The 24,001-nt window shown below is 69.1% G+C and carries 23 protein-coding genes and 1 pseudogene; 13 read left to right on the forward strand and 11 right to left on the reverse strand.

From position 1 onward, the window contains the following. The first annotated feature begins 298 nt into the window (after window positions 1-298). The 3 genes from mutS (at window position 299) to mutL (ending at window position 5,872) form a co-directional block, all read left to right on the forward strand. Window positions 299-2,986: a DNA mismatch repair protein MutS gene (gene mutS, locus BN1959_RS03090; protein ID WP_053947250.1), complete on the forward strand. Its 2,688-nt coding sequence runs from the start codon at window positions 299-301 to the stop codon at window positions 2,984-2,986. A 217-nt stretch (window positions 2,987-3,203) separates the two neighbouring features. Further along, window positions 3,204-3,596: an NUDIX domain-containing protein gene (locus tag BN1959_RS03095; protein ID WP_053947251.1), complete on the forward strand. Its 393-nt coding sequence runs from the start codon at window positions 3,204-3,206 to the stop codon at window positions 3,594-3,596. Continuing rightward, window positions 3,593-5,872, forward strand: a complete 2,280-nt coding sequence (gene mutL, locus BN1959_RS03100) for a DNA mismatch repair endonuclease MutL (RefSeq protein ID WP_053947252.1) — start codon at window positions 3,593-3,595, stop codon at window positions 5,870-5,872. The genes BN1959_RS03095 and mutL overlap by 4 nt, the downstream gene beginning before the upstream one ends. Window positions 5,873-5,941: 69 nt before the next feature. On the opposite strand, the gene coaBC is transcribed toward mutL, so the two are convergent. Next, on the reverse strand, window positions 5,942-7,105 hold the full coding sequence (gene coaBC, locus BN1959_RS03105; RefSeq protein WP_053947253.1) for a bifunctional phosphopantothenoylcysteine decarboxylase/phosphopantothenate--cysteine ligase CoaBC: 1,164 nt from the start codon (window positions 7,103-7,105) through the stop codon (window positions 5,942-5,944). A gap of 55 nt (window positions 7,106-7,160) precedes the next feature. Between coaBC and BN1959_RS03110 the strand changes: the two genes are divergently transcribed. Beyond that, window positions 7,161-7,919 (forward strand): NRDE family protein, encoded by a 759-nt coding sequence (locus BN1959_RS03110; RefSeq protein WP_053947254.1) that lies wholly within the window; start codon window positions 7,161-7,163, stop codon window positions 7,917-7,919. 49 nt (window positions 7,920-7,968) lie between these two features. On the opposite strand, the gene BN1959_RS03115 is transcribed toward BN1959_RS03110, so the two are convergent. Next, window positions 7,969-8,247 carry a hypothetical protein gene (locus BN1959_RS03115; protein WP_053947255.1) on the reverse strand — a complete coding sequence of 93 codons (279 nt, stop codon included), beginning with the start codon at window positions 8,245-8,247 and terminating at the stop codon, window positions 7,969-7,971. Between the two features lie 64 nt (window positions 8,248-8,311). After that, window positions 8,312-8,890, reverse strand: a complete 579-nt coding sequence (gene thpR, locus BN1959_RS03120; RefSeq protein ID WP_053947256.1) for an RNA 2',3'-cyclic phosphodiesterase — start codon at window positions 8,888-8,890, stop codon at window positions 8,312-8,314. Window positions 8,891-8,973: 83 nt separating this feature from the next. Between thpR and BN1959_RS03125 the strand changes: the two genes are divergently transcribed. The 5 genes from BN1959_RS03125 to BN1959_RS03145 all read left to right on the forward strand — a co-directional run bounded on the left by BN1959_RS03125 (window position 8,974) and on the right by BN1959_RS03145 (window position 12,674). Then, complete coding sequence (locus BN1959_RS03125) at window positions 8,974-9,717, forward strand: tetratricopeptide repeat protein (protein ID WP_053947257.1); 744 nt, start codon at window positions 8,974-8,976, stop codon at window positions 9,715-9,717. Beyond that, window positions 9,717-10,016, forward strand: a complete 300-nt coding sequence (locus BN1959_RS03130) for a DUF424 domain-containing protein (protein ID WP_053947258.1) — start codon at window positions 9,717-9,719, stop codon at window positions 10,014-10,016. The genes BN1959_RS03125 and BN1959_RS03130 overlap by 1 nt, the downstream gene beginning before the upstream one ends. A gap of 208 nt (window positions 10,017-10,224) precedes the next feature. Further along, on the forward strand, window positions 10,225-11,499 hold the full coding sequence (locus BN1959_RS03135) for an aminotransferase class V-fold PLP-dependent enzyme (protein WP_053947259.1): 1,275 nt from the start codon (window positions 10,225-10,227) through the stop codon (window positions 11,497-11,499). A 294-nt stretch (window positions 11,500-11,793) separates the two neighbouring features. Then, window positions 11,794-12,213: an iron-sulfur cluster assembly scaffold protein gene (locus tag BN1959_RS03140; RefSeq protein ID WP_053947260.1), complete on the forward strand. Its 420-nt coding sequence runs from the start codon at window positions 11,794-11,796 to the stop codon at window positions 12,211-12,213. A 125-nt stretch (window positions 12,214-12,338) separates the two neighbouring features. Further along, window positions 12,339-12,674, forward strand: a complete 336-nt coding sequence (locus BN1959_RS03145; protein ID WP_053947261.1) for an ArsR/SmtB family transcription factor — start codon at window positions 12,339-12,341, stop codon at window positions 12,672-12,674. On the opposite strand, the gene BN1959_RS03150 is transcribed toward BN1959_RS03145, so the two are convergent. Next, the gene (locus tag BN1959_RS03150) at window positions 12,671-13,399 is read right to left on the reverse strand and encodes an RAD55 family ATPase (RefSeq protein WP_053947262.1); all 729 of its coding nucleotides are present in this window, start codon (window positions 13,397-13,399) and stop codon (window positions 12,671-12,673) included. The two genes, BN1959_RS03145 and BN1959_RS03150, sit on opposite strands and share 4 nt — an antisense overlap. A 145-nt stretch (window positions 13,400-13,544) precedes the next feature. Here BN1959_RS03150 and BN1959_RS03155 point away from each other — a divergent pair, with 145 nt between their 5' ends. Then, window positions 13,545-14,156 (forward strand): HalX domain-containing protein, encoded by a 612-nt coding sequence (locus tag BN1959_RS03155; RefSeq protein ID WP_079978587.1) that lies wholly within the window; start codon window positions 13,545-13,547, stop codon window positions 14,154-14,156. On the opposite strand, the gene BN1959_RS03160 is transcribed toward BN1959_RS03155, so the two are convergent. The 3 genes and pseudogenes from BN1959_RS03160 to BN1959_RS03165 form a co-directional block, all read right to left on the reverse strand. After that, entirely contained in the window at window positions 14,153-15,589 is a 1,437-nt protein-coding gene (locus tag BN1959_RS03160) for a DHHA1 domain-containing protein (RefSeq protein ID WP_053947263.1), read from the reverse strand. The two genes, BN1959_RS03155 and BN1959_RS03160, sit on opposite strands and share 4 nt — an antisense overlap. A 247-nt stretch (window positions 15,590-15,836) precedes the next feature. Further along, a pseudogene (locus BN1959_RS15470) lies at window positions 15,837-16,212 on the reverse strand (MFS transporter); the annotation flags it as partial. A gap of 74 nt (window positions 16,213-16,286) precedes the next feature. After that, window positions 16,287-17,477 carry an amidohydrolase gene (locus BN1959_RS03165; RefSeq protein WP_053947264.1) on the reverse strand — a complete coding sequence of 397 codons (1,191 nt, stop codon included), beginning with the start codon at window positions 17,475-17,477 and terminating at the stop codon, window positions 16,287-16,289. A 421-nt stretch (window positions 17,478-17,898) separates the two neighbouring features. Between BN1959_RS03165 and BN1959_RS03170 the strand changes: the two genes are divergently transcribed. The 3 genes from BN1959_RS03170 (at window position 17,899) to rnhB (ending at window position 20,652) form a co-directional block, all read left to right on the forward strand. Beyond that, window positions 17,899-18,207: a hypothetical protein gene (locus BN1959_RS03170; protein WP_079978588.1), complete on the forward strand. Its 309-nt coding sequence runs from the start codon at window positions 17,899-17,901 to the stop codon at window positions 18,205-18,207. Between the two features lie 511 nt (window positions 18,208-18,718). Continuing rightward, the gene (locus BN1959_RS03175) at window positions 18,719-20,002 is read left to right on the forward strand and encodes a tRNA pseudouridine(54/55) synthase Pus10 (RefSeq protein WP_053947265.1); all 1,284 of its coding nucleotides are present in this window, start codon (window positions 18,719-18,721) and stop codon (window positions 20,000-20,002) included. Further along, window positions 20,002-20,652 carry a ribonuclease HII gene (gene rnhB, locus BN1959_RS03180; protein WP_053947266.1) on the forward strand — a complete coding sequence of 217 codons (651 nt, stop codon included), beginning with the start codon at window positions 20,002-20,004 and terminating at the stop codon, window positions 20,650-20,652. Before BN1959_RS03175 ends, rnhB begins: the two co-directional genes overlap by 1 nt. Here the strand turns inward: rnhB and BN1959_RS03185 are convergent. Genes BN1959_RS03185 through secF form a run of 4 tightly spaced genes read right to left on the reverse strand, consistent with a single transcriptional unit; the run spans window position 20,649 to window position 23,992 of the window. Next, window positions 20,649-21,176 (reverse strand): NUDIX hydrolase, encoded by a 528-nt coding sequence (locus tag BN1959_RS03185; protein WP_053947267.1) that lies wholly within the window; start codon window positions 21,174-21,176, stop codon window positions 20,649-20,651. The two genes, rnhB and BN1959_RS03185, sit on opposite strands and share 4 nt — an antisense overlap. Before the next feature lie 40 nt (window positions 21,177-21,216). After that, the gene (locus tag BN1959_RS03190; protein WP_053947268.1) at window positions 21,217-21,480 is read right to left on the reverse strand and encodes a hypothetical protein; all 264 of its coding nucleotides are present in this window, start codon (window positions 21,478-21,480) and stop codon (window positions 21,217-21,219) included. 41 nt (window positions 21,481-21,521) lie between these two features. Next, a complete protein-coding gene (locus BN1959_RS03195) occupies window positions 21,522-23,123 on the reverse strand; it encodes a preprotein translocase subunit SecD (protein ID WP_053947269.1) in 1,602 nt (533 codons plus the stop codon). Continuing rightward, window positions 23,123-23,992 carry a protein translocase subunit SecF gene (gene secF, locus BN1959_RS03200; protein ID WP_053949305.1) on the reverse strand — a complete coding sequence of 290 codons (870 nt, stop codon included), beginning with the start codon at window positions 23,990-23,992 and terminating at the stop codon, window positions 23,123-23,125. The genes BN1959_RS03195 and secF overlap by 1 nt, the downstream gene beginning before the upstream one ends. Window positions 23,993-24,001: the final 9 nt, after the last annotated feature.

Consider the following 24,001-nt stretch of genomic DNA (forward strand, 5'->3'; position numbering starts at 1 on the left):
GGGCCTTATCGGGGCGGCACCGCGGCGATGCGCGCATCGCCGTGCGGTCGGCCAGACGTGGCCGTTCACCCACGGCGGATTCGTTATTCGCGAGACGGGGAAACACGACCGAAGGGAGTGGTAAACCGTCTCGGCTGCGAACAGGGCGGGACCGGAGGTCCCGCTGGCAACCGGGAGCCACCGGCTCCCGGTGACGGGGAGCAACGCGACCCGTGAGCTGCGGTTCACGCCAAACGCGAGCCGCGACGACCGCCAGCGACCCGCAGGGCTTTAGCCACCAACCCACCGAGACACCTCCATGTCGCAGGGAATCGTCGAGGAGTTCCTCTCTCTGAAGGCCGAGACCGACGCGGATCTGCTGTTGATGCAGTGTGGCGACTTCTACGAGCTGTTCGCCGACGACGCCGAGACCGTCGCCGACGAGCTCGACCTCACGATCTCCCAGAAGTCCTCCCACGGCTCCTCCTACCCGATGGCGGGGGTGCCGCTCTCGGAGCTCACCCCCTACCTGACCGCACTGGTCGAGCGGGGCTACCGCGTCGCCGTCGCCGACCAGTTCGACGCCGAGGACGGCTCGAAGTACCGCGAGATCACCCGGCTCGCGTCGCCGGGCACGCTCGTCGAGACCACCGACGACGACGCCCAGTATCTCGCCGCGGTCGTGGAGGGGCAATCCGGCGAGTACGGCCTCGCGTTTGCTGACATCACCACGGGCCGCTTCCTCGTCACGGCCGTCGACGGCGCCGACGCCGCGAGCGCCGAACTCTACCGGTTCTCCCCCACCGAACTCCTCCCCGGCCCCGGCGTTCGCAACGACGACGCCCTGCTCTCGCGGCTGCAGGAACGCCTCGACGCCACCCACACGCTGCGTCCGAGCGACGAGTTCGGGGCCGGCCGCGCGCGCCACCGCGTCCGCGAGCGGTTCGGCGAATCAACGCTCGAGAGCATCGGTCTCGACGATGACTCCCCCGCCGTGCAGGCTGCGGGCGCGATTCTCGCGTACGTCGAGGACACCGGCCTCGGCGTCTCGGCGGCGATGAGCCGGCTCCAGCACTACCGCCCCGACGACCACCTCGACCTCGACGCGACCACCCAGCGCAACCTCGAACTGGTCGAGACGATGCAGGGCGGCAGCGAGGGGTCGCTGTTCGACACCATCGACGCCACGGTCTCCTCGCCCGGCCGACGCCTGCTGCGGGAGTGGCTCACGCGCCCCCGCCGCGATCAGGAACTACTCGCCCGCCGCCACGATGCGGTCGAGTCGCTCGCCTCGGCCGCGCTCGCTCGCGAAGCCCTGCGGGACTGCCTCGACGACGCCTACGACCTCGAACGGCTGGCGTCGCGGGCCGCTTCCGGCTCTGCCGACGCGGGCGACCTGCTCGCGGTAACCCAGACGCTCGCGGTGCTGCCCGCGCTGGAGGACGCGATCGACGACACGCCGCTTGCGACCTCGCCGCTGCCGGAGGTGCTCGCGAAGCCCGACCGCGCGGCCGCCGCCGACCTCCGGGACGACCTCGACGCGGCGATCCGCGAGGACCCGCCGAAGACCGTCACGCAGGGCGGGATCTTCCGTGAGGGGTACGACGACGAGCTCGACGAGCTGATCGAGCGCCACGAGGAGCTGGAGCGGTTCCTCGATACGCTCGCCGACCGGGAAAAACGCCAGCACGGGCTCTCACACGTCACCGTCGATCGGAACAAGACCGACGGCTACTACATCCAAGTCGGCAAGAGCGTCGCCGACCAGGTGCCCGAACACTACCGCGAGGTGAAGACGCTCAAGAACTCCAAGCGGTTCGTCACCGAGGAGCTGGAGGAGAAAGAGCGGGAGATCATGCGCGTCGAGGAGGCCCGCGGGGAACTGGAGTACGAGCTGTTCGAGGAGCTCCGCGAACGCGTCGCCGCCCGCGCCGAACTCCTGCAGGACGCCGGGCGCGCGATCGCCGAGGTCGACGCGCTGGCCTCGCTGGCGGACCACGCCGCGCGCAACGACTGGACCCGCCCCGAACTCACCGACGGCGACGCGCTGCACGTCGAGGCCGGCCGCCACCCCGTCGTCGAGACCACGACGGAGTTCGTCCCGAACGACCTCCACCTCGACCGCGATCGGCGGTTCCTGATCGTCACGGGGCCGAACATGAGCGGGAAGTCGACGTACATGCGACAGGCCGCGCTGATCACTCTTTTGGCGCAGGCCGGCAGCTTCGTCCCTGCCCGAGCCGCCGAAGTCGGCCTCGTCGACGGGATCTACACCCGCGTCGGCGCGCTGGACGAGCTCGCACAGGGGCGCTCGACGTTCATGGTCGAGATGCAGGAGCTCTCGAACATCCTCCACTCGGCGACCGAGGACTCGCTCGTGATTCTCGACGAGGTGGGGCGCGGGACGGCGACGTACGACGGCATCTCGATCGCGTGGGCCGCGACAGAGTACCTCCACAACGAGGTCCGGGCGAAGACCCTCTTCGCGACCCACTACCACGAACTCACGACGCTCGCGGACCACCTCGACGGGGTGGCGAACGTCCACGTCGCGGTCGACGGCGAGCCGGGCGAGGAGAACGACGTCACGTTCCTCCGGACGGTTCGGGACGGCCCGACCGACCGCTCCTACGGGATCCACGTCGCCGACCTCGCGGGCGTGCCCGGCCCCGTGGTCGACCGCGCGGGCGACGTGCTCGACCGCCTGCGCGAGGACAAGGCCATCGAGGCTCGCGGCTCGGGCGGCGACGGCGAGCCAAAACAGGCCGTCTTCGACCTGAGTTCGGGCAGCTTCGCGGGCGCGACGAGTGCCGACGAACCGGGCGGGGGAGCGGCCGACGCGACCCCGGAAACTGTTGGCGACGGTGGCGGGAACGTCGAGGGTGAGCCAGTCGATCCCGAGGCCGCCGACGTGCTCGACGAACTCGACGGAACCAACGTCGCGGAGATCTCGCCGATCGAACTGATGCAGCGCGTCGAGGAGTGGCAGTCCCGGCTGGAGGACTGATCGGCGCGGCACGCTGTCAGCCGCGCCGGAGGACTGATCGGCGCGGCACGCTGTCAGCCGCGCCGGAGGACTGATCGGCGCGGCACGCTGTCAGCCGCGCCGGACGACTGATCTCCCCGGGGCTGGTCGGCTGGGAAGGAGTGAGCGCATCGTTCTTTGTCCCGCGCCCTGTGGGTGTCTCCATGGACGCACAGCGAGTCGACGCAGGGGATCGACCGTGAGCCGTCGGTTCGCGGTCACCCAGAAGGCGGTCCTGCTCGGCCCCGACCCCGAGCGCCGCCTGCTGTTGCTGGAGAACGAGGACGGCGTCTGGGAGCTCCCCGGGGGCCAGCTCCGCGTGGGCGAGCAGCCGGTTCCGGGGCTGAAACGCGCGATCCGTGAGACGACCGGGCTCGACATCGACGTCGACGAGCCCGTGCTGAGCACCGCGTGGGAGATCGACGAGGGCGGCGCGTTCGCCACGATCTACCGCGCCTACAGCCCGACCGAGAGCGCGACGCTCGCGGGCGACCACGTCCGGGCGGTGTGGCTCGACCCCGCGGAGGCCGTCGAGCGCGACCTGAACAGCACCCAGAAGCGCGCGATCGAACGAGCGGTGGACCGACGATGAGCGAGCACGACGACACCCCGACCATCACCGCACTCGACGACGAGACGGTCCAGCGCATCGCCGCCGGCGAGGTGGTCGAGCGCCCCGCCTCCGTCGTCAAGGAACTCGTCGAGAACAGCATCGACGCCGACGCCGACCGCGTCTCGATCGCGGTCGAGCGCGGCGGCAAGGACGGCATCCGCGTCCGCGACGACGGCGTCGGCATGACCGCCGAGGAGCTCGACCTCGCGGTCCGGGACCACCACACCTCCAAGATCGGCGACATCGCCGACCTCGAAGCCGGTGTGGGAACGCTCGGGTTCCGCGGCGAAGCACTCGCCGCCATCGGCGCGGTCTCGCGGACGACGGTCCGATCGAAGCCCCGCGGCGGCGAGATGGGCCACGAACTCACCGTCACCGGCGGCGACATCGGCGAGCCCGAGCCGGCGGGCTGCCCGGCAGGGACCGTCGTCGAGGTCGAGGACCTGTTCTACAACGTCCCCGCCCGCCGGAAGTTCCTCAAGACCGACGCGACGGAGTTCGACCACGTCAACACCGTCGCAACGCAGTACGCGCTGGCCAACCCCGGCGTCGCGGTCTCGCTGGAGCACGACGACCGCGAGGTGTTCGCGACCGACGGCACCGGGAACCTCCGCTCGACGGTGCTCTCGGTGTACGGCCGCGAGGTCGCGGAGTCGATGGTCGACGTGGAGTGGGCCACAGAGGCCGACGACGCCCCCGTCCACGCCGTACAGGGGCTCGTCTCCCACCCCGAGACCACCCGCGCGGGCCGGGAGTACCTCTCGACGTTCGTCAACGATCGCTACGTCACCGCCTCGACGCTCCGGGAGGCGGTGCTGGACGCCTACGGCGGGCAGTTGGCGCCGGACCGCTACCCGTTCGCCGTCCTCTTCGTCGAGCTCGATCCCGCGACCGTCGACGTGAACGTCCACCCGCGGAAGCTGGAGGTGCGGTTCGACGACGAGGCGGGCGTCCGGGAGGCTGTGAGCGACGCCGTCGAGGACGCGCTGCTGGCCGAGGGGCTGATCCGCACTTCCGCGCCCCGCGGGCGCTCACAGGCCGCGGAGACGCCGGTCCGGCCCGGCGAGGACGACGAGGAAGCGGTCGGCGGCGCCGGCACGCACCACGAGGAAGCGAGCGGCGTCGGCGACCGAGGCTCGTCTGCTGATCGGCAGCAGTCCGCCGACGGTCTCGGCAGAGCCACCGGTAGCGACAGACCGACCGAGAACCCGGGGATCGAGCCGTCGACGGACTCGACAGCGCCCTCGGGCGGTATCCGTGACGACGAGTCGGCCGAAACCGAACTCGAGGACTGGAACGACAGCGCGGAAACGTCGACGGACGACACCGACGAGGGAGCGACCACCACCGAGTCGGCGGGCGAGGAGACGGACGACTGGTCGGTCGACCTGTCGGGAAGCTCCTCGGCGTCGACCGGCGGATCGCGTTCACCGCAGAGCAGTCGAGACCACACTCCCCGTGACGACACGCCGGATTTCGCCGACTCTCCGGATACAGCCGACCCTTCGAGCGGTCGATCCGACTCCGGAACGGACGAGCAGTCCCGGACCGAGTCCGCCCGAACGCCGGAGCGGAGTCGGTCGTTCGCCACGGCGACCCAGCAGGCGCTTGGCGGCGGAACCGCCGAGGCGGGCGGCGAGTTCGACTCGCTGCCGACGCTGCGAGTGCTCGGGCAGCTACAGGACACCTACGTCGTCGCCGAGACCGACGACGGCCTCGTCCTGATCGACCAGCACGCCGCTGACGAGCGCGTGAACTACGAGCGCCTCCAGCGGGAGTTCGACGGCGGGATGGCGAGTCAGGTGCTGGCGTCGCCGGTGACGCTCGAACTCACCGCCCGCGAGGCGGAGCTGTTCGCGAGCCAGGCCGACGCGCTGGGGGAGCTCGGGTTCGAAGCCGAGCGAGCGGACGATCGCACGGTCGAAGTGACCGCGGTCCCGGCGGTGTTCGACGCGACGCTCGACCCCGAGCTCCTGCGGGACAGCCTCTCGGCGTTCGTTGCCGCGGGCGACGGCGAGACGGTGGTCGACGACGCGGTCGACGAGCTGCTCGCGGATCTGGCGTGCTACCCGTCGGTGACGGGCAACACGTCGCTGACCGAGGGGTCGGTGAGCGAGCTGCTGTCGGCGCTGGACGACTGCGAGAACCCCTACGCCTGTCCGCACGGCCGGCCGGTGATCGTGGAGGTCTCCGGCGAGGAGATCGGAGAGCGGTTCGAGCGCGACTACCCGGGACACGGCGGACGCCGGCAGTAACGGACGGCGACGCTCGTGTCGCCGTCGACGGACCGTGCCGGGGTCGGGCAGGGCGGACGCCGGCAGTAGTCAGTTCTCCCCGAGAACGTCCGCCAACTCTTCTGCCACCCACGCCCCGAGTTCAGCCTTGCTCCCCGTGAACTCCGCGTACCCCTCGCCGCGCACCAGTAGCGCCCGGGTCTCGTCGTCGCCCATCACGCTCGCGTCGTTGGCGACGACGAAGGAGAGGCCCGCGCGGTCCATGATCCGCCTCGCTTCGTCGATCAGCCCCTCGTCGCCGCCGGCGGTCTCGGCCTTGAACCCGACGATCGGGAGGTCCGGATGAGCGTCCCGAACGTCGTCGATCAGCTTCGGCGCCGGCGTCAGCGTCAGCGTGCGCTCGTCGCCGGACTTGATCTTCTCGTCGGCGGCGTCGACGGTGAAGTCCGAGATCGCCGCCGCGGAGATCACCGCGTCGCCGCCGACCGAGAGGGTCTCCAGCACGGCGTCACGCATCGCCGCCGCGCGCTCGACCTGTCGGACTGCGGCGTAGGGCACGTCGTCGCCGTCGTGGACCAGCGTCACGTCCGCGCCGCGAACGTAGCACGCCTTCGCAACCGCGCGGCCGGTCTTCCCCGAGGCGCGGTTGGTGATGGTCCGGATCGGGTCGATCGGCTCGCTCGTCGCGCCGGCGGTGACGACGACGTGCCGGCCGGCGAGGCTGTCGGGCGTCGTCGCGCGAGCGACCTCCGTGACGATCGCGTCCTCAGTCGCGATCTTGGCTTTCCCCTCCTCGATCCGCGGGTCGACGAACTCCACCCCCCACGACTCCACGCGGTCGATCGCGTCGAGCACGCCCGGGTGGTCGTACATCGGCTCGTGCATCGCGGGGGCGATCACGACCGGCACGTCGGCGCCGATGGCGGTCGTCGCGGTCGTCGTGACCGGCGAGTCGTCGACCGCGGCGGCGACCTTCCCGACGGTGTTGGCGGTGCAGGGCGCGAGCAGGAGCAGGTCCGCCCAGCCGTCGCGGCCGCAGAGCTCAACGTGCTCGACGCGACCCGTGAGCTCGGTGATCGGCTCGTGGCCGGTCGCGAACTCCACCGCCCAGGGGTGGACGATCCCCTGTGCGCTCTCGGTCAGCACGCCGCGGACCTCGGCACCCTGCCGGCGGAGTTCGTGGGCGAGTTCGACGACCTTCACCGCCGCGATGCTACCGGTCACGCCGAGCGCGACGTTGACGCCTTCGAGCATTCCTCGGGAGATGGGACGCCGGGGGCTTAAACACCGCCCGCGCCTACTCGACCCCGTGTGTACGCTGACGCTCGCTTGGCAGGTGTTCGACGACGCGCCCGTGGCCGTGGCCGCGAACCGCGACGAGCAACGTAATCGGCCGTCCGAGCCGCCGGCACGGCTCGAGGGGGAGCCCACCGTCATCGCGCCCCGCGACGCGGAGGCCGGCGGGACGTGGCTGGGGTACAACGACGCCGGCCTGTTCGTCGGGATCACGAACCGCTGGACCGACGCCGACCTCGCGGGCGAGCGCTCGCGTGGGCTGCTCACCCGCGACGCGCTGCGGGAGCAGTCTGCCGAGGAAGCGCTTCGGACGGTCGAGAGCGCCGTGGAGAACCACGAGTACGCGGGGTTCAACCTCGTGCTCGCCGACGCCGACGCGGCGTACCTGCTGGAGTGGGACGGCCGGCTGCTGGTCCGCGAACTGGAGCCCGGCGTCCACGTCGTCGTCAACGTCGGCGCCAGCGACGCGCCCGCGATCCCAGCTTCGGCCGCCGAACGCGGGCAGGAACAGGCCGAGGACGCGGCTGCCGTCCGGACCGCGCTCCTCTCCGAACCCGACGAGGGTAGCGACGCGTGGCTCGACCGCGCGTTGGGCGTGCTCGGCGACCACGAGTACGGCGTCTGTGTCCACCAGAACGGCTACGGGACGGTGTCGGCGTCGCTGCTCTCGATCGGGACGGACGGCTCGGTTCGGTTCGACTTCGCCGACGGGCCACCCTGTGAGACGGCGTTCGAGCCCGTCGAGGCGGCGGTCGACACGGACGAAACGTAGTTCGGCTTATCGTCGTCGAAAGAAAAGGTCGAACGGGAGAGAGACTGCGCTATCGGCGAAGCAACGCGCCCGCGGCGCCGCCGACGACGAGGCCGGCGGCGAACCCCGCGGCGGCGACTTTCCGGCGTCGCGCAGCGACTTCTTCCGGGAAGTACTCCTCGGTCAGGTCGATCGTTCGCTCGGCCAGTCGGTGGCGCGCGGCGGCGGCCTCCTCGCTGTCGGCCGCCCGAGCCTGGAGCGCGGCGTAGCGTCGCCGAAGCTCGTCGACGGCCATCTCGCTGTCGACACCGCGGTCGCCCGCGTACTGCTGAACGTTGCTGAGTTCCATATCCACACTTCGCTGTCAGTGGGGATAACTGTTGCGTGCGGAAGGACAGAAGGTAGCACGGGTCTCAGAGCGGGAACCGTGCGATCGTCTCGTGCACCGCGCCGTCGTCGCCGAGGATCGAACGCTTCAGCCGGAGCTCTTCGGCGGTAAAGCGGCCGACTGTGGGGTCGGTGTTCCGGAGGCGGTCCTGCACGAGCTCTTTCCCGCGGACGTCGTTCATCCGGGCGAGCGTGACGTGCGGCGTGAAGGGATTGTCCGCCGCGTCGAACCCCCGGTCGGTGGTCTCCCTTTCGAGTGCGGCCGCGAGCGCTTTGAGGTCGGCCGCGCCGTCGCGGACGCCGGCCCAGACCACCGAGATGTACTCCGCGGAGGGGAACGCGCCGAGGCCGCCCACCTCCACCTCGAACGGCGAGAGGTCGGCCGCGTCGACTGCCGCCGCACCGGCGGCTTTCGCGTCGGCGACGGTCGGTTCGTCGTCGGCCGCGTCGTCCTCGGCCGCGGTGTCGCCGAGGAACTTCATCGTCAGGTGTGCCTGTATGGGGTCGGTGAAGCTGAGCCCGTCGGCGGCGGCGAGATCGCCCTGCAGCGCGGTGAACGGCGCCCGAAGGTTGTCGGGCAGGTCGATCGCGAAGAACAGGCGCATACCGGGGTGGCAGGTCCCGGCGACGACTAAGCGTTGGGGCTGGACGCGTAACCCTTACCCCCGACGACCCCGAACTTCGGGTAATGAGTGATAACCCCCGTGAGGACCGCGATCACCAGTTCTCGGAGGGTCAGGGACTCCCCGACGAGTTCGAGGAGTTCGACATCGACCCGCCCGAACTGAAAGTCGATCCCGGCGAGGTCGACCCCGTCGACACCCGCGTGCTCGCGGACCTGCTCGACGAGCGCAACATCGCGAAAGACGAGGTCGACGTCGACCAGCTCATCGACGTGGGCGTCTCCTACACGAAGATCAACCGCTTCGAGGAGGCGACCGAGACGTTCGATCGCGCCGCGCAGTACGCCGAGGACCCCCACACGGAGCAGGAGGCCTGGGTCAACAAGGGCGCCGCCCACGCCGAACTGGAGGAGTACGACGAGGCCATCGGCGCGTACAAGGAGGCGATCGACATCGACGACGACTCCGAGCACGCCGCCACCGCCGAGACGAACCTCGCCTACGCGCTCTGGGAGTTCGGCCAGAGCGAGGAGGCGCTGCGCCACGCCGAGAACGCGGTGGAGATCGACCCCCGCTTCGCGCAGGCGTGGTACAACCGCGGCTTCTTCATGCTCGAACGCGGGCTCGCCGAGGACGCCGTCGACTGCTTCGAGAACGCTCAGCGCCTCGGGATGAGCAACGCCGAGGTGCTGGAGGAGAAGGTCCGCGCGCTCGAGGAAGTGGGCCGCGAGGAGGAGGCCGAAGAGGTCCGCCAGCGCGCCGAGGAGATGCGCGAGGAGGCCGAGCAGCAGATGGTCGAAGAGTTCTGATGCTCCTTCGCGAACGCGAGACCGAACGCGGGCTGCTCGTCTCCGTCTGTGACCCCGACCTCGTCGGGGAGACGTTCGAGGACGGGGAGATCTCGCTGACGGTCGAGGAGTCGTTCTACGCCGGCGAGGACGCCGTCGAGGCCGACGCCGACGCCGTGATCGAGGGGCTGCGCCGGGCCTCGGTCGCGAACCTCGTCGGCGAGGAGTCGGTCGGCGTCGCCGTCGAGGCCGGGATCATCGACGAGGCGACGGTGCTGGAGGTCGGGGAGACCCGGCACGCGCAGTTGTTGCAGATCTAGGGGTCGATTTCTCGGGAACGCTCGCTTCGGGACCGTTTGCCGCCGCTCGCTTCGCTCGCGACGTTTCCACCCTGCCACCGCGGCTCGCGGGTCACTTCGTTCCCCGCTCGCGTTTCGGGGTGGTTTTCCGCTCGCTCAATACCCTCGCTCGCGTTTCCCCACCCCGCTACCGAAGCCCCCTTGCACCTCCAGCCCCAGTTATCACCCAATGGCTACCCACGATTCGCCGGCGCTCGACGTCGACGCCATCCGCGAGGATTTCCCCATCCTCGACCGGAAAGTCGGCGGCGACGTGACCGTTCCCGGCCCCGACGAGAACGACGACACGCCGCTGTACTACCTCGACAACGCCGCGACGAGCCACACGCCGAAGCAGGTCGTCGAGGCGATGACGGAGTTCTACTACGAGTACAACTCCAACGTCCACCGCGGCATCCACAGCCTGAGTCAGGAGGCCTCCGTGGCCTACGAGGAGGCCCACGATCGCGCGGCCGAGTTCGTCGGCGCCGACGGCCGCGAGGAGATCGTGTTCACCAAGAACACGACCGAGGCGTTCAACCTCGTCGCCTACACGTGGGGGCTGACCGAACTCGAACCCGGCGAGAACGTCGTCACCACGCAGATGGAGCACCACGCCTCCCTCGTCACGTGGCAGCAGCTCTGTGAGAAGCAGGGCGCGGAGATCCGCTACGTCGAGATCGACGACGACGGCCGGCTGGACATGGACGACCTCCGGGAGAAGGTCGACGACGACACCGCGATGGTCAGCACGGTCCACGTCTCGAACACGCTCGGGACGATCAACCCTGTCTCCGAGATCACCGACATCGCCCACGAGCACGGCGCGCTCTCGTTCATCGACGGCGCGCAGGCCGTCCCCACCCGTCCCGTGGACGTGGGCGCGATCGACGCCGACTTCTACGCCTTCTCGGGCCACAAGATGCTCGGCCCGACGGGGATCGGCGTGCTGTACGGCAAGGAACACCTCCTCGAAGAGCTCCCGCCGTTCCTCGTCGGCGGCGCGATGATCCGCCGCGTGGAGTTCGGCGGGTCGACGTGGGAGGATCTCCCTTGGAAGTTCGAGGCGGGCACCCCGCCGATCGCCGAGGCCGTCGGGCTCACCGCCGCGATCGACTACCTCGAGGACGTGGGGATGGACGCGATCGAGCGCCACGAGTCCGAACTCGCGGCGTACGCCTACGACCGGCTGAGCGAGTTCGACGACGTCGAGATCTACGGCCCGCGCGAGGAGCGCGGCGGGCTCGTGGGGTTCAACCTCGAGGGCGTCCACGCCCACGACCTCTCCTCGATCCTCGACGACCACGGCGTCGCGGTCCGCGCGGGCGACCACTGCACCCAACCGCTGCACGACGTACTGGGCGTCCCCGCCTCCACGCGTGCCTCGTTCTATCTCTACAACCGCAAGGAGGAGATCGACGAGCTGATCGACGCCGTCGACACGGCGCGGGAGCTGTTCGCGTAGTCGACGCTGAGACTGGGGCGGTGGCGCGAATGCGGAGCGCGCTCCGTCGCGCGACGGGCGCGAGGGACGACTGACCGAACGAACGTGAGGGAGGGAGTCGGCTGGGGAGGCACGTGGGCTGTGCGGGGCGGTTGCGGTCGCAAGTGGTCTACGGACGAGACGCTGTTGCTGTCGCCGTTCGCGGTCGAAACCGCTCTACAGTGACGTTTACACTCTGCCACACCCCGTTGGCAATCCCGGTATTCGACCACGAACCCCGGAACCCTTTTCCCCGAAAACCGTCTGTTTCGAGCCATGAGTGGCTCGGACATGTACCGCCAGCAGATCCTCGACCACTACAAGAACCCCCGGAACTACGGGGAGATGCCCGACCCGGACTTCTCCCACGTCGGGGAGAACCCCTCCTGTGGGGACACCATCCAGGTCGACGTGAAGCTGGCCGACGACGACGAGACGATCGAGGCGGTCTCCTTCAGCGGCGACGGCTGTGCGATCTCACAAGCCGCGGCGTCGCTGTTGACCCAGGAGCTCCCGGGTACGAGCATCGAGGAACTCCACGAGATGGACACCGACGACATCGTCGACCTCCTCGGCGTCGACATCTCGCCGATGCGGATCAAGTGCGCCGTGCTCGCCCGGCAGGTCGCCCAGGACGGCGCGAAGCTCTACCGCGGCGAGATCGAGGAGAAGGACCGGACGATCACCGAGGAGTAGCCAGTTCTTCGAACTGATACTCGAACGTGACAGAAACTAAACGTATACAAACCGCCGAACGGGGGGCCGATCCCCGCCGAGAATGGCGGTACGTTTTTGAAACGCCGTCTCATTCCCGATAACGAATGGCCTCGGACGAGATCATCGAGGTGCTCGGGAACAAGTACAACCCGGAGATCCTCGAAGCGGCGGACGAGCCAAAGTCCGCTCAGGAGCTCTCCGACCAACTGGACGTCCCGATCGCGACCTGCTACCGCCGGATCGAGGAGCTGACGGAGGCGGACCTGCTCGAACTCCACGACCGGCCGCTCTCGGAGGAACACCGGCGGATCAAGGTGTACCGCCGCTGTGTCGACGAGATATCGATCGACTTCCGGGACGGGCTGAGCGTCGAACTCGAACAGCGCTCGGACGTGACCAACAAGCTCGACGAAGTCTGGCGCCGGATGTCCCAGAGCTAGAACTGCGGCCGCTCCTCGTTACCCATCATCGAGAAGCCACCAGCGCGCTCGTAGACGGTAATGCCCCCCTCGCCGATCTCCATCGGGAAGATGTCGGTGTTGATGTCCTGTTTGCGCATCTTCGCGACCCAGACGTAGCGGTTGACGCCGTTGTCCGTCGGCGTCTGGATGAAGTAGATGTTCCCGTCGGTGAGGAAGTTCTCCAGCCCGATCTCGGTCTCGGGGAACACCGCGCCCTGCTCGTTGATCAGCAGCGAGGTGAGCCCGTTCTTCTTGAGGATGTCCGAGAACTTCAGCAGGTAGGTGCGGTTCTCCTTCTCGTCGTCGAAGAAGAGGCTGAACATCGTCAGCGAGTCAAGCACCAGCCGGTCGTACGTGGTGCCGGCGAAGTCCTGCAGCAGGCGGTCGATCGCGGTGTTGAAGTCCTCCTCCCGGAGCATCGTCGACTTGTCGTACACCTTGATGTCGCCGTTCTCGACCATCTCGCCCCAGTCCTCGAAGCCGACCGACTCCGCAGCCTGCCTGATGTCCTCGGCGTTCTCCTCGAAGGAGATGTAGATACCCTTCTCGTCGAACTCCTTCACCCCGGTATGGAGGTACTGGATGCCGAAGATGCTCTTGCCCGTACCGGGGTTGCCGCTGACCAGGACCGTCGAGTTCTCGACGATGCCGCCGTTGAGAATAGAGTCGAGACCGTCGACGCCGGTCTCGGTCACGTCGACCATGAGTACCGTGAGCTAGCGTCGTGGAGGGAATTAAGCCCACCGGGTCGCCACCGGGACGCGAGGGTGTCGCCGGCGCGAACTCGCGGCACTGGCCGACGATTTGACGACGGTAAAGTTAACTCAAAGCGGCCGGAGGGATAGGATCATGAGTGAGGGGGTCACCGAGTCAGGGGCGCGGAATCGATCGGACGACGCGGCGGACGTGCGGGTGTTGATCGTCGAGGACGAGCAGGACGTGGCGGAGCTCTACTCCAGCACCGTCGGGGCCGAGGGGTACGACGTCGACGTCGCGAACAGCATCGGCGACGCGTCGTCGATGGTCGACGAGCGGTACGACATCGCGCTGCTCGACCGCCGGCTCCCCGACGGACACGGCGAGGACCTGCTCGCGGAGATCCGCGACCGGGAGCTCGACGTCCGGATCGGGATGGTGACCGCCGTCGAGCCCGACTTCGACATCGTGGAGATGGGGTTCGACCTCTACGTGCTCAAGCCGCTCTCCCAGAACGACCTGCTCGCCGCCGTCGAGCGCCTCGAAACCCGGAGCCAGTACGACGACCGGCTCCAACGCACCGCGTCGCTGGCCTCCAAGCGAGCGACCCTCGAAGCCGAGAAACCCCGCGAGGCGCTCGAAGGAAGCGATGAGTACCAGAAACTGACCGCACGGCTCGACGAGCTCGACGACGAGCTCGACCGGATCACCGACCAGCTCGACACCGAGGACTACCGCAAGCTGTTCGAGGACATCGGCGCCTAGTCGCCGAGCTGCTCGCCGACGATCCGGTCTGCCTCTGTGAGGAACGCGTCCCGGTTCTCTCGGGGGATCGTCGCCCCCGCCGCCACGTCGTGACCGCCGCCGCCGCCGTCGACTGCCGCCGCCGCCTCGGACATCACGACCGAGAGGTCCAGCCCGTCACGGACGAGGAAGCCGCTGCCCCGCGCCGAGACTTTCAGTTCGTCCGCCGACTCCTGGGCAAAGGCGACGATCGGCTGATCCCGGCGGATCCCCGCCGCGCCCAGCGCCATCCCGGCGATGATGCCGACGATCGTCTCCCGGATGTGGCTGCCCGCGTCGAACCACTGGAGATGCTCTTCCTGTTCGACGCCCTCGGTTTTCACCCACTCCAGTCCCTCCGAGAGGTTCCGGCGGTGAGTTCGTAGCAGCCGGCGCGCTTCCTCCAGCGCTTCGTCGCGGTAGCCCAGACAGACCGCGAGCCCCACGTCCGCGCGCTCGTAGCGCGCGGTGGCGTTCAGCACCGTCGAGAACTCGCTCACGTCCCGGAGTTCGGTGCCGACCTCCTCGTCGGCGAGCGTGTACGTCGTCGTCGTGACGCCGTTGACGCGCTCGGGCGGCACGCCACGCGAGATGGCGTGTTTCATCAGCGCGCTCGCGACGGTCTGGCGCTCCTCGAAGGAGAGATCGACCCACCGCCGCCAGTCGCCGTCGACTTTCAGATCCACGTCGAGCTCGGAGAGAAAGCGGATCGACCCCTGCTCGTCGCCGGAGATTCCCGGAATCCGGAGCTCGCTGGCGTACTCGAGGAGTTTGGGCAGCGGCCGTGTCTGCCGACCGTACAGCGAGATGTCCGTCACTTCCTCGATCGCGCCCGCCTCGACGCCCTCGGCGACGATCCCCTCGTTCGCGCCGATGAGGCCGCCGTCGGTGTCCTGCATATCGCCCACGGCGCCGATCACGGCCAACGCCGCGAGATCGCGGTTGTCGACGCCCTCGGGCTCCATCGCGCGGGCGAGCACGTACGTCGCGCCGGCGCCAGACAGCTCCGACGCGCCGTCGATGTCGAACAGTAGGGGGTTGAGGTGGTGGTCGATCTCGGGGGGGCCCTCGCCGTCCTCCCCGGTCGCCGGCTGGTGGTGATCCGCGACCACGGCGTCGAACTCGCCCGCCTGCTGGTGGGTGACGATGTCGTCGAGTTGGCCGCTGCCGAAGTCGGTGAACAGCGCGACCTCGTGGTCTGTCGCCGCGATCCGGTCGATCCCGTCGGCGTCCAACTGCTTCTCGAAGGTGGTCTCGAAGGGGATCCCGGCCCGCTCCAGCCCGGTCGCGGCGATCGCCCCGCTAGTGAGCCCGTCGGCATCGATGTGGGAGGCCAGCACGACGGAGTCGGCAGCCAGCAGTCGGTCGGCGCAGACGGCCGCGCGCTCGGCCATCGCGGGGACGGGATCGCTCATCGCTCTGGTGGAACTGGACGCGGCTTGAGGTAAAAGCTCTCGCTTGCGAGGCCGCAAAAACTCCGCGAGCGAAGCGAGCGGCGGCAAACGCCCTCGGGGAGCGAACGGTGAACGGAGTGAGCCTGCGTTGCGGAGTCGGGAAACCGCCCCGAGCGTGGTGACCCGCTCAGCCGTCCGGGACGATCTCGGGTGAGCGAGGCGGTTCGGGGTCGTCGAGGCTCTGCCCGCCGCGCATGTACCCCACTCACTTCCTGCGGTTCTCCGCGGTCGTGACGTGGGTAAGGTGGTGCCCGCCGACGAACACGAACGCCGAGCCCCCCCAGCAGGCCCGCGAGAGGAAGAAGATCGCCACACTGGAGGGGGACCGGTCCGGGATCGAGCGCCAGCACGTAGCCGAACGGCACCAGCCCTTGGACGAACAGGCCGACGAGTCTCGGCTTCCGGGTGCCGACGCTGTCGAGCAGCTGTCCCGTCGGCGTCGCCATTACGAGGCGCGTGAACCGGTTGATCGAGAGGATCGCCCCCACCACGAACGAGGAGATGCCGAGCACCGTCCCCAGTGTCGGGAGGGTCGGGAACGCGACCCCGCCCCCGACGCCGCCGAAGAACACGCCGCCGATCACCGCCCCAACGACGCCGGGACGCTCGGCTCCTCGTCGTCGATCCCCGGCCTGGCGGGAGTGGTGAGCTATACGCGTTACCAGGCGTACGCCTCGCGGGGATCCGTCGCGTCGGCCGCACGGTCGAACACGTGCTCGCCGTCGACGAACACGTGCTGGGTGCGCGTATCGACGCGCCAGAACTCGCCGTCCCACACCGCCACGTCGGCGTCGGTGCCCGGTTCGAGCGTACCGACGCGGTCCTCGATGCCGAGGATCTCCGCGGCGTTGGTGGTCACGGCGTCGAGTGCAGCCTCCGCCGGGAACCCCTCGCGGACGGCCAGCCCGACACAGACGTCGAGGTGCTGCTGGGGCAGGATCGGCGCGTCGGTCTGGATCGCGACCTTCACGCCGGCGTCGTGGAGGATCCCCGGCGTCTCGAAGGTGATGTTGCGGAGCTCGTACTTCGAGGCGGAGGAGAACGAGGGGCCGACCACCGCGGGCACGTCGCGCTCGACGAACTCATCGGCCATCGTGTGCCCCTCGGTCGCGTGCTCGATCGAGAGGTCGTCGATGCCGAACTCGTCGGCGATCCGGAACACGGTCCGGATATCGTCGGCGCGGTGGGCGTGGACCCGCAGCGGGAGATCCCCAGTCAGGACCCGCGAGAGGTTCTCCATCCCGATGTCGCGCTCGAACGCCTCGTCCTCGTCGGTTTTCTCCTTGCGGTCGAGGTAGTCCTCGGCCGCGGTGAACTGCTCGCGGAGCGTCGCGGCGACGCCCGGCCGGGTCGAGGGCTGGCGCCCCTCGCGCTCGCCGTGGAACCGCTTGGGGTTCTCGCCCATCGCGGCCTTCATCCCGTCCTCCTTGATCAGCATTTCGTCGGCGCGGTCGCCGTAGGTCTTCATCGAGACGATCACGCCGCCGATGACGTTGCCCGACCCCATCCGGCTTGAGACGCTGGTGACGCCGTTCTGGAACGCGTGTTTGAGCTCCTCGTCGCGGGGGTGGAACCCGTCGAGCGCGTTCACGTGGGGCGTCGTCGCCGACGTGCCCTCGTTGAAGTCGCTGTCCTCGGGCTCGGCCCACTCGGCCATCCCGGCGTGGGAGTGGGCGTCGACGAGCCCGGGCGTGACGTGGGCGCCGTCGACGTCGATCTCCTCGGCTTCGGCAGGCACGTCGACGGCGTACCCCACGTCGACGATCTTCCCGTCTTCGATCAGCACGTCGCCTTCGATCGTCCCGCGCTCGGTCTGGGTGTGGACGATCCCGTTGCGGATAGCTCGCATACCCCCGAGTCGCTGCGAGGGGACAAATGGTTTCGGTTCGTAGCAGCCTGTGCCGCGGCGTCAGCTTCCCGTCCCCGAACGGTTCGCTATGCGACACCGCCACATGGTCGGAGTAGAATTAAGTAGGAAGCCGATAGAGGGTTTCACAGGTCGAACGATGCGCATCCCGACATCCCCCTCCATGCTCACAGCGTCCAATAGCTGTGAGTCTGGGTCTACCGGAGCGGACCGGTTCGGGTATGTCGGGATTATCGCACTCGTACGCCCGCAGGTTCGGTCCGGTCGGCTCGCAGCGTGAATCGGTTCACGGCGGCCCGGTCGGTGCGAACCTGCACTCTCCTGGAGCCGTCTGTTCACGTTGTGGGCCAACTCCCACGGGAGCTGGTCCCCCAGCACGTTCGAGTCGTGGTGGGAGCGTGCGATGAGCACCAAAACCCCCGAAGGGTCGGCGGTTCGCCGCCAGCCCGTCGGCGTGGCCTGTACAGTGAGCGTCCCACGGAACGCGGCCGGCGACCTCGAAGCCGGCGTGCGCGACCGCCTCAGCGGCGCCGACGGCGTCGACGCCGTCGAGACGGTCGACCTCGAAGGCATCCGGCCGGGGCTGAACGACCTGACGGTCACCGTTTCGGCGTCGTTGGTAGTTGACGATCCCGGCGACGCCGGCACGCGGTTGGAGGAGCGGTTCGGCGTCAGCGACGTGGAGGTGGAGTTGCGAACCGGGCCGCCTTAGCCAGCCACGGCGAGTGAGCGGTGACGACCTCCGTGTCGTCACCAACGAACTTGATGCCGTGGCTGTGCGTAACGAAGGCACGGCACGTGACCCGCGACAGCCTCCGTGCTGTCGCGACGGAACCAATGCCGTGCCTTTGACCAGCCACGGCAAGCGACCAGCCGTCGACGCCATGTCGACGGCTCGGAGCCTACGCCGTGGCTGTGTATAACCGAAAACGGCGCGCGACCCGCCGGCGTAGACGAGAGCGTCGCTCTCGTCTGCCAACCAGAACGCGTCGCGTTCTGGTGACGCCTCCGTGCGCCGGCGACGGAGCCAATGCCGTGCCTGTGTCTAGCGAAAAACGGCGGCCGCGGCGCGTCTGCCGTGGCCGTGTGTAGCCGAACGACTGTGAGCGACCACGGGCGACGGATCGGCCGTCGAGTCGCCCCAACTCTTCTTTGCTGCTCCGACTGCCCAGCGCCGCCGAGGAAGGGCAAGGTAGTTACCCGTTCCGCCCCCGACTCCGCCCATGAGCGTACTAGAGGACGCCCGCGCGGTCGACGCGGTCGGCGGGGTCTGTGACGCCTGTCTGGGCCGGGCCTTCGCCGACCGGAGCTTCGGCCTCACCAACCGCGAACGGGGGCGGGCGCTGCGGACCACCATCGGTCTCGCGGACGACGAGGAGCCGGCGTTCGTCGACGCGGCGGACTGCTGGGTCTGTGAAGGCTACTGCGACGAGTTCGACGACTGGGCCGAGCGCGCCGCAAGCGAGGTCGAGGACGTGGAGTTCGAGAGCTACCAAGTGGGCACTCGCCCGCCCGCGCTGATCGAGGAGAACGAGCGCATGCTCCGAGAGGACGCCGGCCTCGACGCCGACGCGGGCGAGGCGTTCAAAAGTGAGTTCAACCGCGAGGTGGGGAAACGCGTCGGCCGGCTCACCGACACCGAGGTCGACTTCGAGCGCCCCGACGTGCAGTTCCTGCTTGACCTCGCCGAGGACGAGGCCACCGCCGAGATCAACTCCGCCTTCGTCTACGGCCGCTACCGGAAGCTGAAGCGTGGCATCCCGCAGACGAAGTGGCCCTGCTCGGCCTGCAACGGCAGCGGGCGACAGGGACGTGAGCCCTGCGAGGAGTGTGACGGCTCGGGCTACCGCTACCCCGAGAGCGTCGAGCAGCTCACCGCGCCCGTCGTCGAGGACGTGATGGACGGCGTCGGGGCGACGTTCCACGGCGCGGGCCGGGAGGACGTCGACGCCCGGATGCTCGGCACCGGCCGGCCGTTCGTGATCGAGATCGAGGAGCCCCGCCGCCGGACGGTCGACACCGACCGCCTGCAGTCCGACATTAACGCCTTCGCGGAGGGGAAAGTCGAGGTCGAGGGGCTGCGCCTCGCGACCCACGACATGGTCGAGCGCGTCAAGCGCCACGACGCCTCGAAACGCTACAGCGCGCAGGTCAGCTTCGACGAGCCAGTCGACGCCGAGTCGTTTGCCGACGCGCTCGCCGAACTCGACGGTGCGACGATCGAGCAGGAGACGCCGAACCGCGTCGACCACCGGCGCGCGAGCAAGGTCCGGACCCGCGACGTGTACGAGATCGAGGGTGAACTCGAGGACGCACAGACCGCCACCGTCGAGGTCCACGGCGCGGGCGGGCTCTACATCAAGGAGCTGATCTCCAGCGACGAGGGGCGGACGACACCGTCGCTCGCGGGCCTGCTCGGCGTCGGCGCCGAGGTGACCGCGCTGGACGTGCTCCGGGTCGACGGCGAGAGCGAACCGTTCGAGCACTCGGCGTACTTCCGGGACTGATGGTCGTCGGCGCCGACGAGGCGGGCAAGGGACCCGCGCTGGGGCCGCTGGTCGCCGGCGCGGTTCGCGCCGACCCCACCGACCTCCCAGCGGGCCTCGCGGACTCGAAGGAGCTCACTGCGACGCGCCGCGAGGAGCTGGCTGCCGAACTCCGCGACCACCCCGAGATCGCGGTCGCCACAGCCGCGATCGAACCGGCGCGTATCGACGCACCCGACACGGACATGAACGGGCTCGGCGTCGCTGCACAGGCGGAGGCGATCGCGGCGGTCGCGGAGTCGGGCGACGACGTGCTCGCCGACGCCGCCGACACCGACGAAGGGCGGTTCGGCCGGCGGCTCCGAGATGCGGTCGCCGAGGCCGGAACCGCGGTCGACGTGACTGCCGAACACGGCGCCGACGAGACTCATGTGATCGTCTCGGCCGCGAGCGTCGTCGCGAAAGTCGAACGCGACCGCCGGATGGCGGAGATCGACGGCGAGTACGACCACGAGGTCGGGAGCGGCTACCCGTCGGACCCGACGACGCGGGCGTTCCTCGCGGGCTACGTCGAGGACCACGGCGAACTGCCCGCCTGCGCACGGGCGACGTGGTCGACCTGCGAGGACGCACTCGCGGCCGCCGAGCAGTCCGGGCTGACGGATTTTTAGTCGTCGAAGGCGAGCGAGAGCCGCCGCCGATCGATCTCGCGGGTGTTCTCGGTGTCCGCGTCCATCTCTTCGGGCGTCCAGAATCGGAGGTCGCTCGCCTCCTCGCCCGGCTCCAGTTCGCCGCGGGCGTCGTCGTACCCGAGCAGGTAGGTGAGCATGTAGTAGTGGTAGCCGCGGTGGGTGCTGTGTGGTGCCGAAAGCAGCGTGAGGTCGTCGGGGTCGGCACGCAGCCCGGTCTCCTCCTCGAGCTCCCGGACGGCGCCCTCTCGCGGTGACTCGTCGTACTCCGGGTGGCCCCCGGGCAGCGTCCACTCCCCGCCGGTCGCCCACTCGCTGTCGCGGTCGGCCTGCTGCATCAGCAACACGGCGTCGCCGTCGCGGACGAACACGCCCGCAGAGGGGACTGCGTTTCGGAAGAACGGCCGCTCACACGCCGGGCAGTACGGACGCTTCCGACCGTGGACCAGCCGCTCGGTCAGCTCCGCGCCGCACTGGTGGCAGAACTCGGGCTCGACGGCGACCATGAACCTCGTTCGATCCGTCGAGGGATAGCCGTTCTCCCGATCAGCGGAACGGCGAGAGATCCCACGCGTACGCGCCGAGTCCGAGCAGCGCCCCGACCCACAGGAGGAACACGATCGTTATCGGGACGTCGAGCACCAGCAGCACCCCGGCGAGTGCGGGGAGCACGAGGAAGCCGAACAGCAGGCCGCCGCCGATCTGGCTCACTGCCCGGACCGCGGCGCGGATCTCCTCGCGGACTGCCCGCCGGACCGCGGCCTCGGTCTCGGGGTCGAGATCGTCGGCGTCGCCGTTCGTGGAGGACATATCTCCCTGTTGGGCGGAGTCGAAGAAAAGCGTTTGCCCGCTCAGTGCTCGCCGGTCAGCAGCGAGCGCAGGATGTCGCCGTAGGCGGGCCGGGTGACCAGCACGCCCACGAGCACGCCCATGATCGTGAATATCGCGAACCCGCGGAGCTGCCCGAGCGAGAGCACCGCCAGCGGCGACAGCGCGATGATCGTCGTCGCCGCCGCGGCGCCGATCACCCAGAACGCCTTCCGGAAGCGGCTCTGGAACACCCGCCGGCTGTTCACCTCGCCCTCGCTCATCACCTCGTCGGCGATGATGATCAGGTCGTCAACCCCGGTCCCGATCGCGGCGACGAAGCCGGCGATCACCGAGAGGTCGATCGGGTAGCCGAGCGCCGCGGCGATACCCATCAGCACGACGACCTCCGAGAGCGCGGTGACGATCATCGGCCCCGCGACCTCGACCCGGCGGTAGCGCGCGAACACGACGCCGCTGACCGCCAGCACCGCCGCGATCCCGGCGATCAGCGAGTCGGTCTTGAAGCGGTCGGACTGCGAGGGGTCGACGTACAGCATCGAGTTCGCGTCCAGATCGAGCTGGGTCGGCAGCGCGCCGGCGCGGAGGTTGATCGCGACCTCCTGTGCGGTCGAGAGGTTCCGCGTCGTCAGACGGAACCGCGGATCGTCGGCCCACTCGCCGCTCCGCATCGGGCTGGCGAGCCCGGACTCGACGCCGAAGGAGTTCAGCACCTGCCCGTCCTGGACGACCAGGATACACGGCTCGGTCCCGTTGGGGTTGTCCTCGTACGTACACCGAGTGCCGCCCTCCTGTGCGAGGCCGGTGTCGACGAATCCCTGCTGGACCTCTTGGGCGCTCCCCTCGGCGACGACGACGCTAACCTCGGCGCCGGTGTTCTCTCCGGGGAGTCGGCGAGCGTTGCCGACCTGCCGGAGGTCCTCGGCGTCCATCACGGTGGTCTGGACGTACGCCCCGCTCTCGTTCTGGTGGTACGCCTGGATCAGCACCTGCCCGCGGGACTCGATCAGGTCACGCACCGCGCTCTGGTTCGCGTTGGGCACCTCGACGACGATCACGTCGCCGCCGACGGTGCTGACGGTCCCGCCGGAGAGCCCGGCCTCGTTGACCTTCTGCCGGAGGATGGTGACCGCGGTCGACTGGGTCACCTCGGAGACGCGGTTAGCGGTATCCTCGTACTCGTAGCCCGCCGCGTTCAGCGCGGTCCCGAGTTGGGCCGCGGTGACGTTCCCGGTCCGGACCTCCACCACGGTCGTCTGTTGGGTAATGTCGCCGTACTCGCCGGGGTAGCGGACCGCGACATCCTCCGTGCTGGCGTTCGCGAGTTCGGCGGCGACCTGCTCGCGGACCGCCGAGGTCTCGGTGTCGTTGCCGATCTCCACCCCGGTCGCGTGGACGCCGACGAGCGGCGCCTGGATCCGGGTGCCGCCGGAGAGCTCGATCCCGTACTGGAGGTTGGTGATCCCGCCGCTCTCGGCGACAGTTCCATCCTCGCCGCCGGCTGAGGTGCTGGGTGCGAGCGTCGGGGAGAACAGCGCGAACACGCTCGCGAGCACGATGACGACCAGCAGCACGACCCGCCAGTTCGCCTTGATGCTGGCCCACGTTCCGCCGTCGTCGGCCATCAGCGGTTCACCCCCTCGAACTTCCACCAGCGAAGCAGCGACATGTTGAGCATGTAGGTGTTCAGCAGGTCCGTCGTCAACCCGAAGACGAGGATCAGCCCGATCGAGGAGAGCAGGCCGATCCCGAACGCGGTCGCGACGATCGTCATCACCAGCATCGCGGCGATGGAGGTCAGCGTCATCGTGATCCCGGTCTCCATCGCGCGGTAGGCCGACTCGTAGAACCCGCCCTGCCGCCGGAGGACGTGGTTGTTGAGTAGGATGTCGGAGTCGACGGAGTACCCGATGATCATCAGCAGCGCGGCGACTGAACCGAGCGTGAGCGGGATGCCGAGGACGTTCATCAGCGCCAGCGGGACGACGATGTCGGAGAACGCCGACAGCACCACGGCGATGCTCGGGACGAACGTCCGGAACATCGCGAACACCAGCACGCTCATCCCCGCGAACGCGACGGCGACGCCGCCGATCGCCTGGAGCTGGGCCTCGCTCCCGAACGTCGGGGAGGTCCCGTCGACCGACTGTACGTCGAAGCCGGCTCCTTCGGCCTGTTGCTCCAGCCGCGCGCTGTCGCTTTCGGGGCCGTAGGTCACGATGAAGCGGTTACTGTTCGCCACCGGCTGGATGTTGGCGGGGTCGGCGTCGATCGCGTCGCGGATCTGCTGCTGTGGGTTCTCGCCATCGACGGCGACCCGTATCTCCGTCCCGCCGGTGAACTCGACCCCGAGATCGACCGGCGCCCCGGTCGTGAGCCAGACGCCGCCGATGATCAGGAGGGCCACCACCAGCACCGCGAGCGGAACCGCCACCAACTGCCGGTTCGAGTAGTCGGCGTAGTCAACCTCCGGGAGCCCGAAGGGGAGATCCACACCGGGCAC

The organism is Halolamina sediminis (genome assembly GCF_001282785.1).
Taxonomy (GTDB): Archaea; Halobacteriota; Halobacteria; order Halobacteriales; family Haloferacaceae; genus Halolamina; species Halolamina sediminis.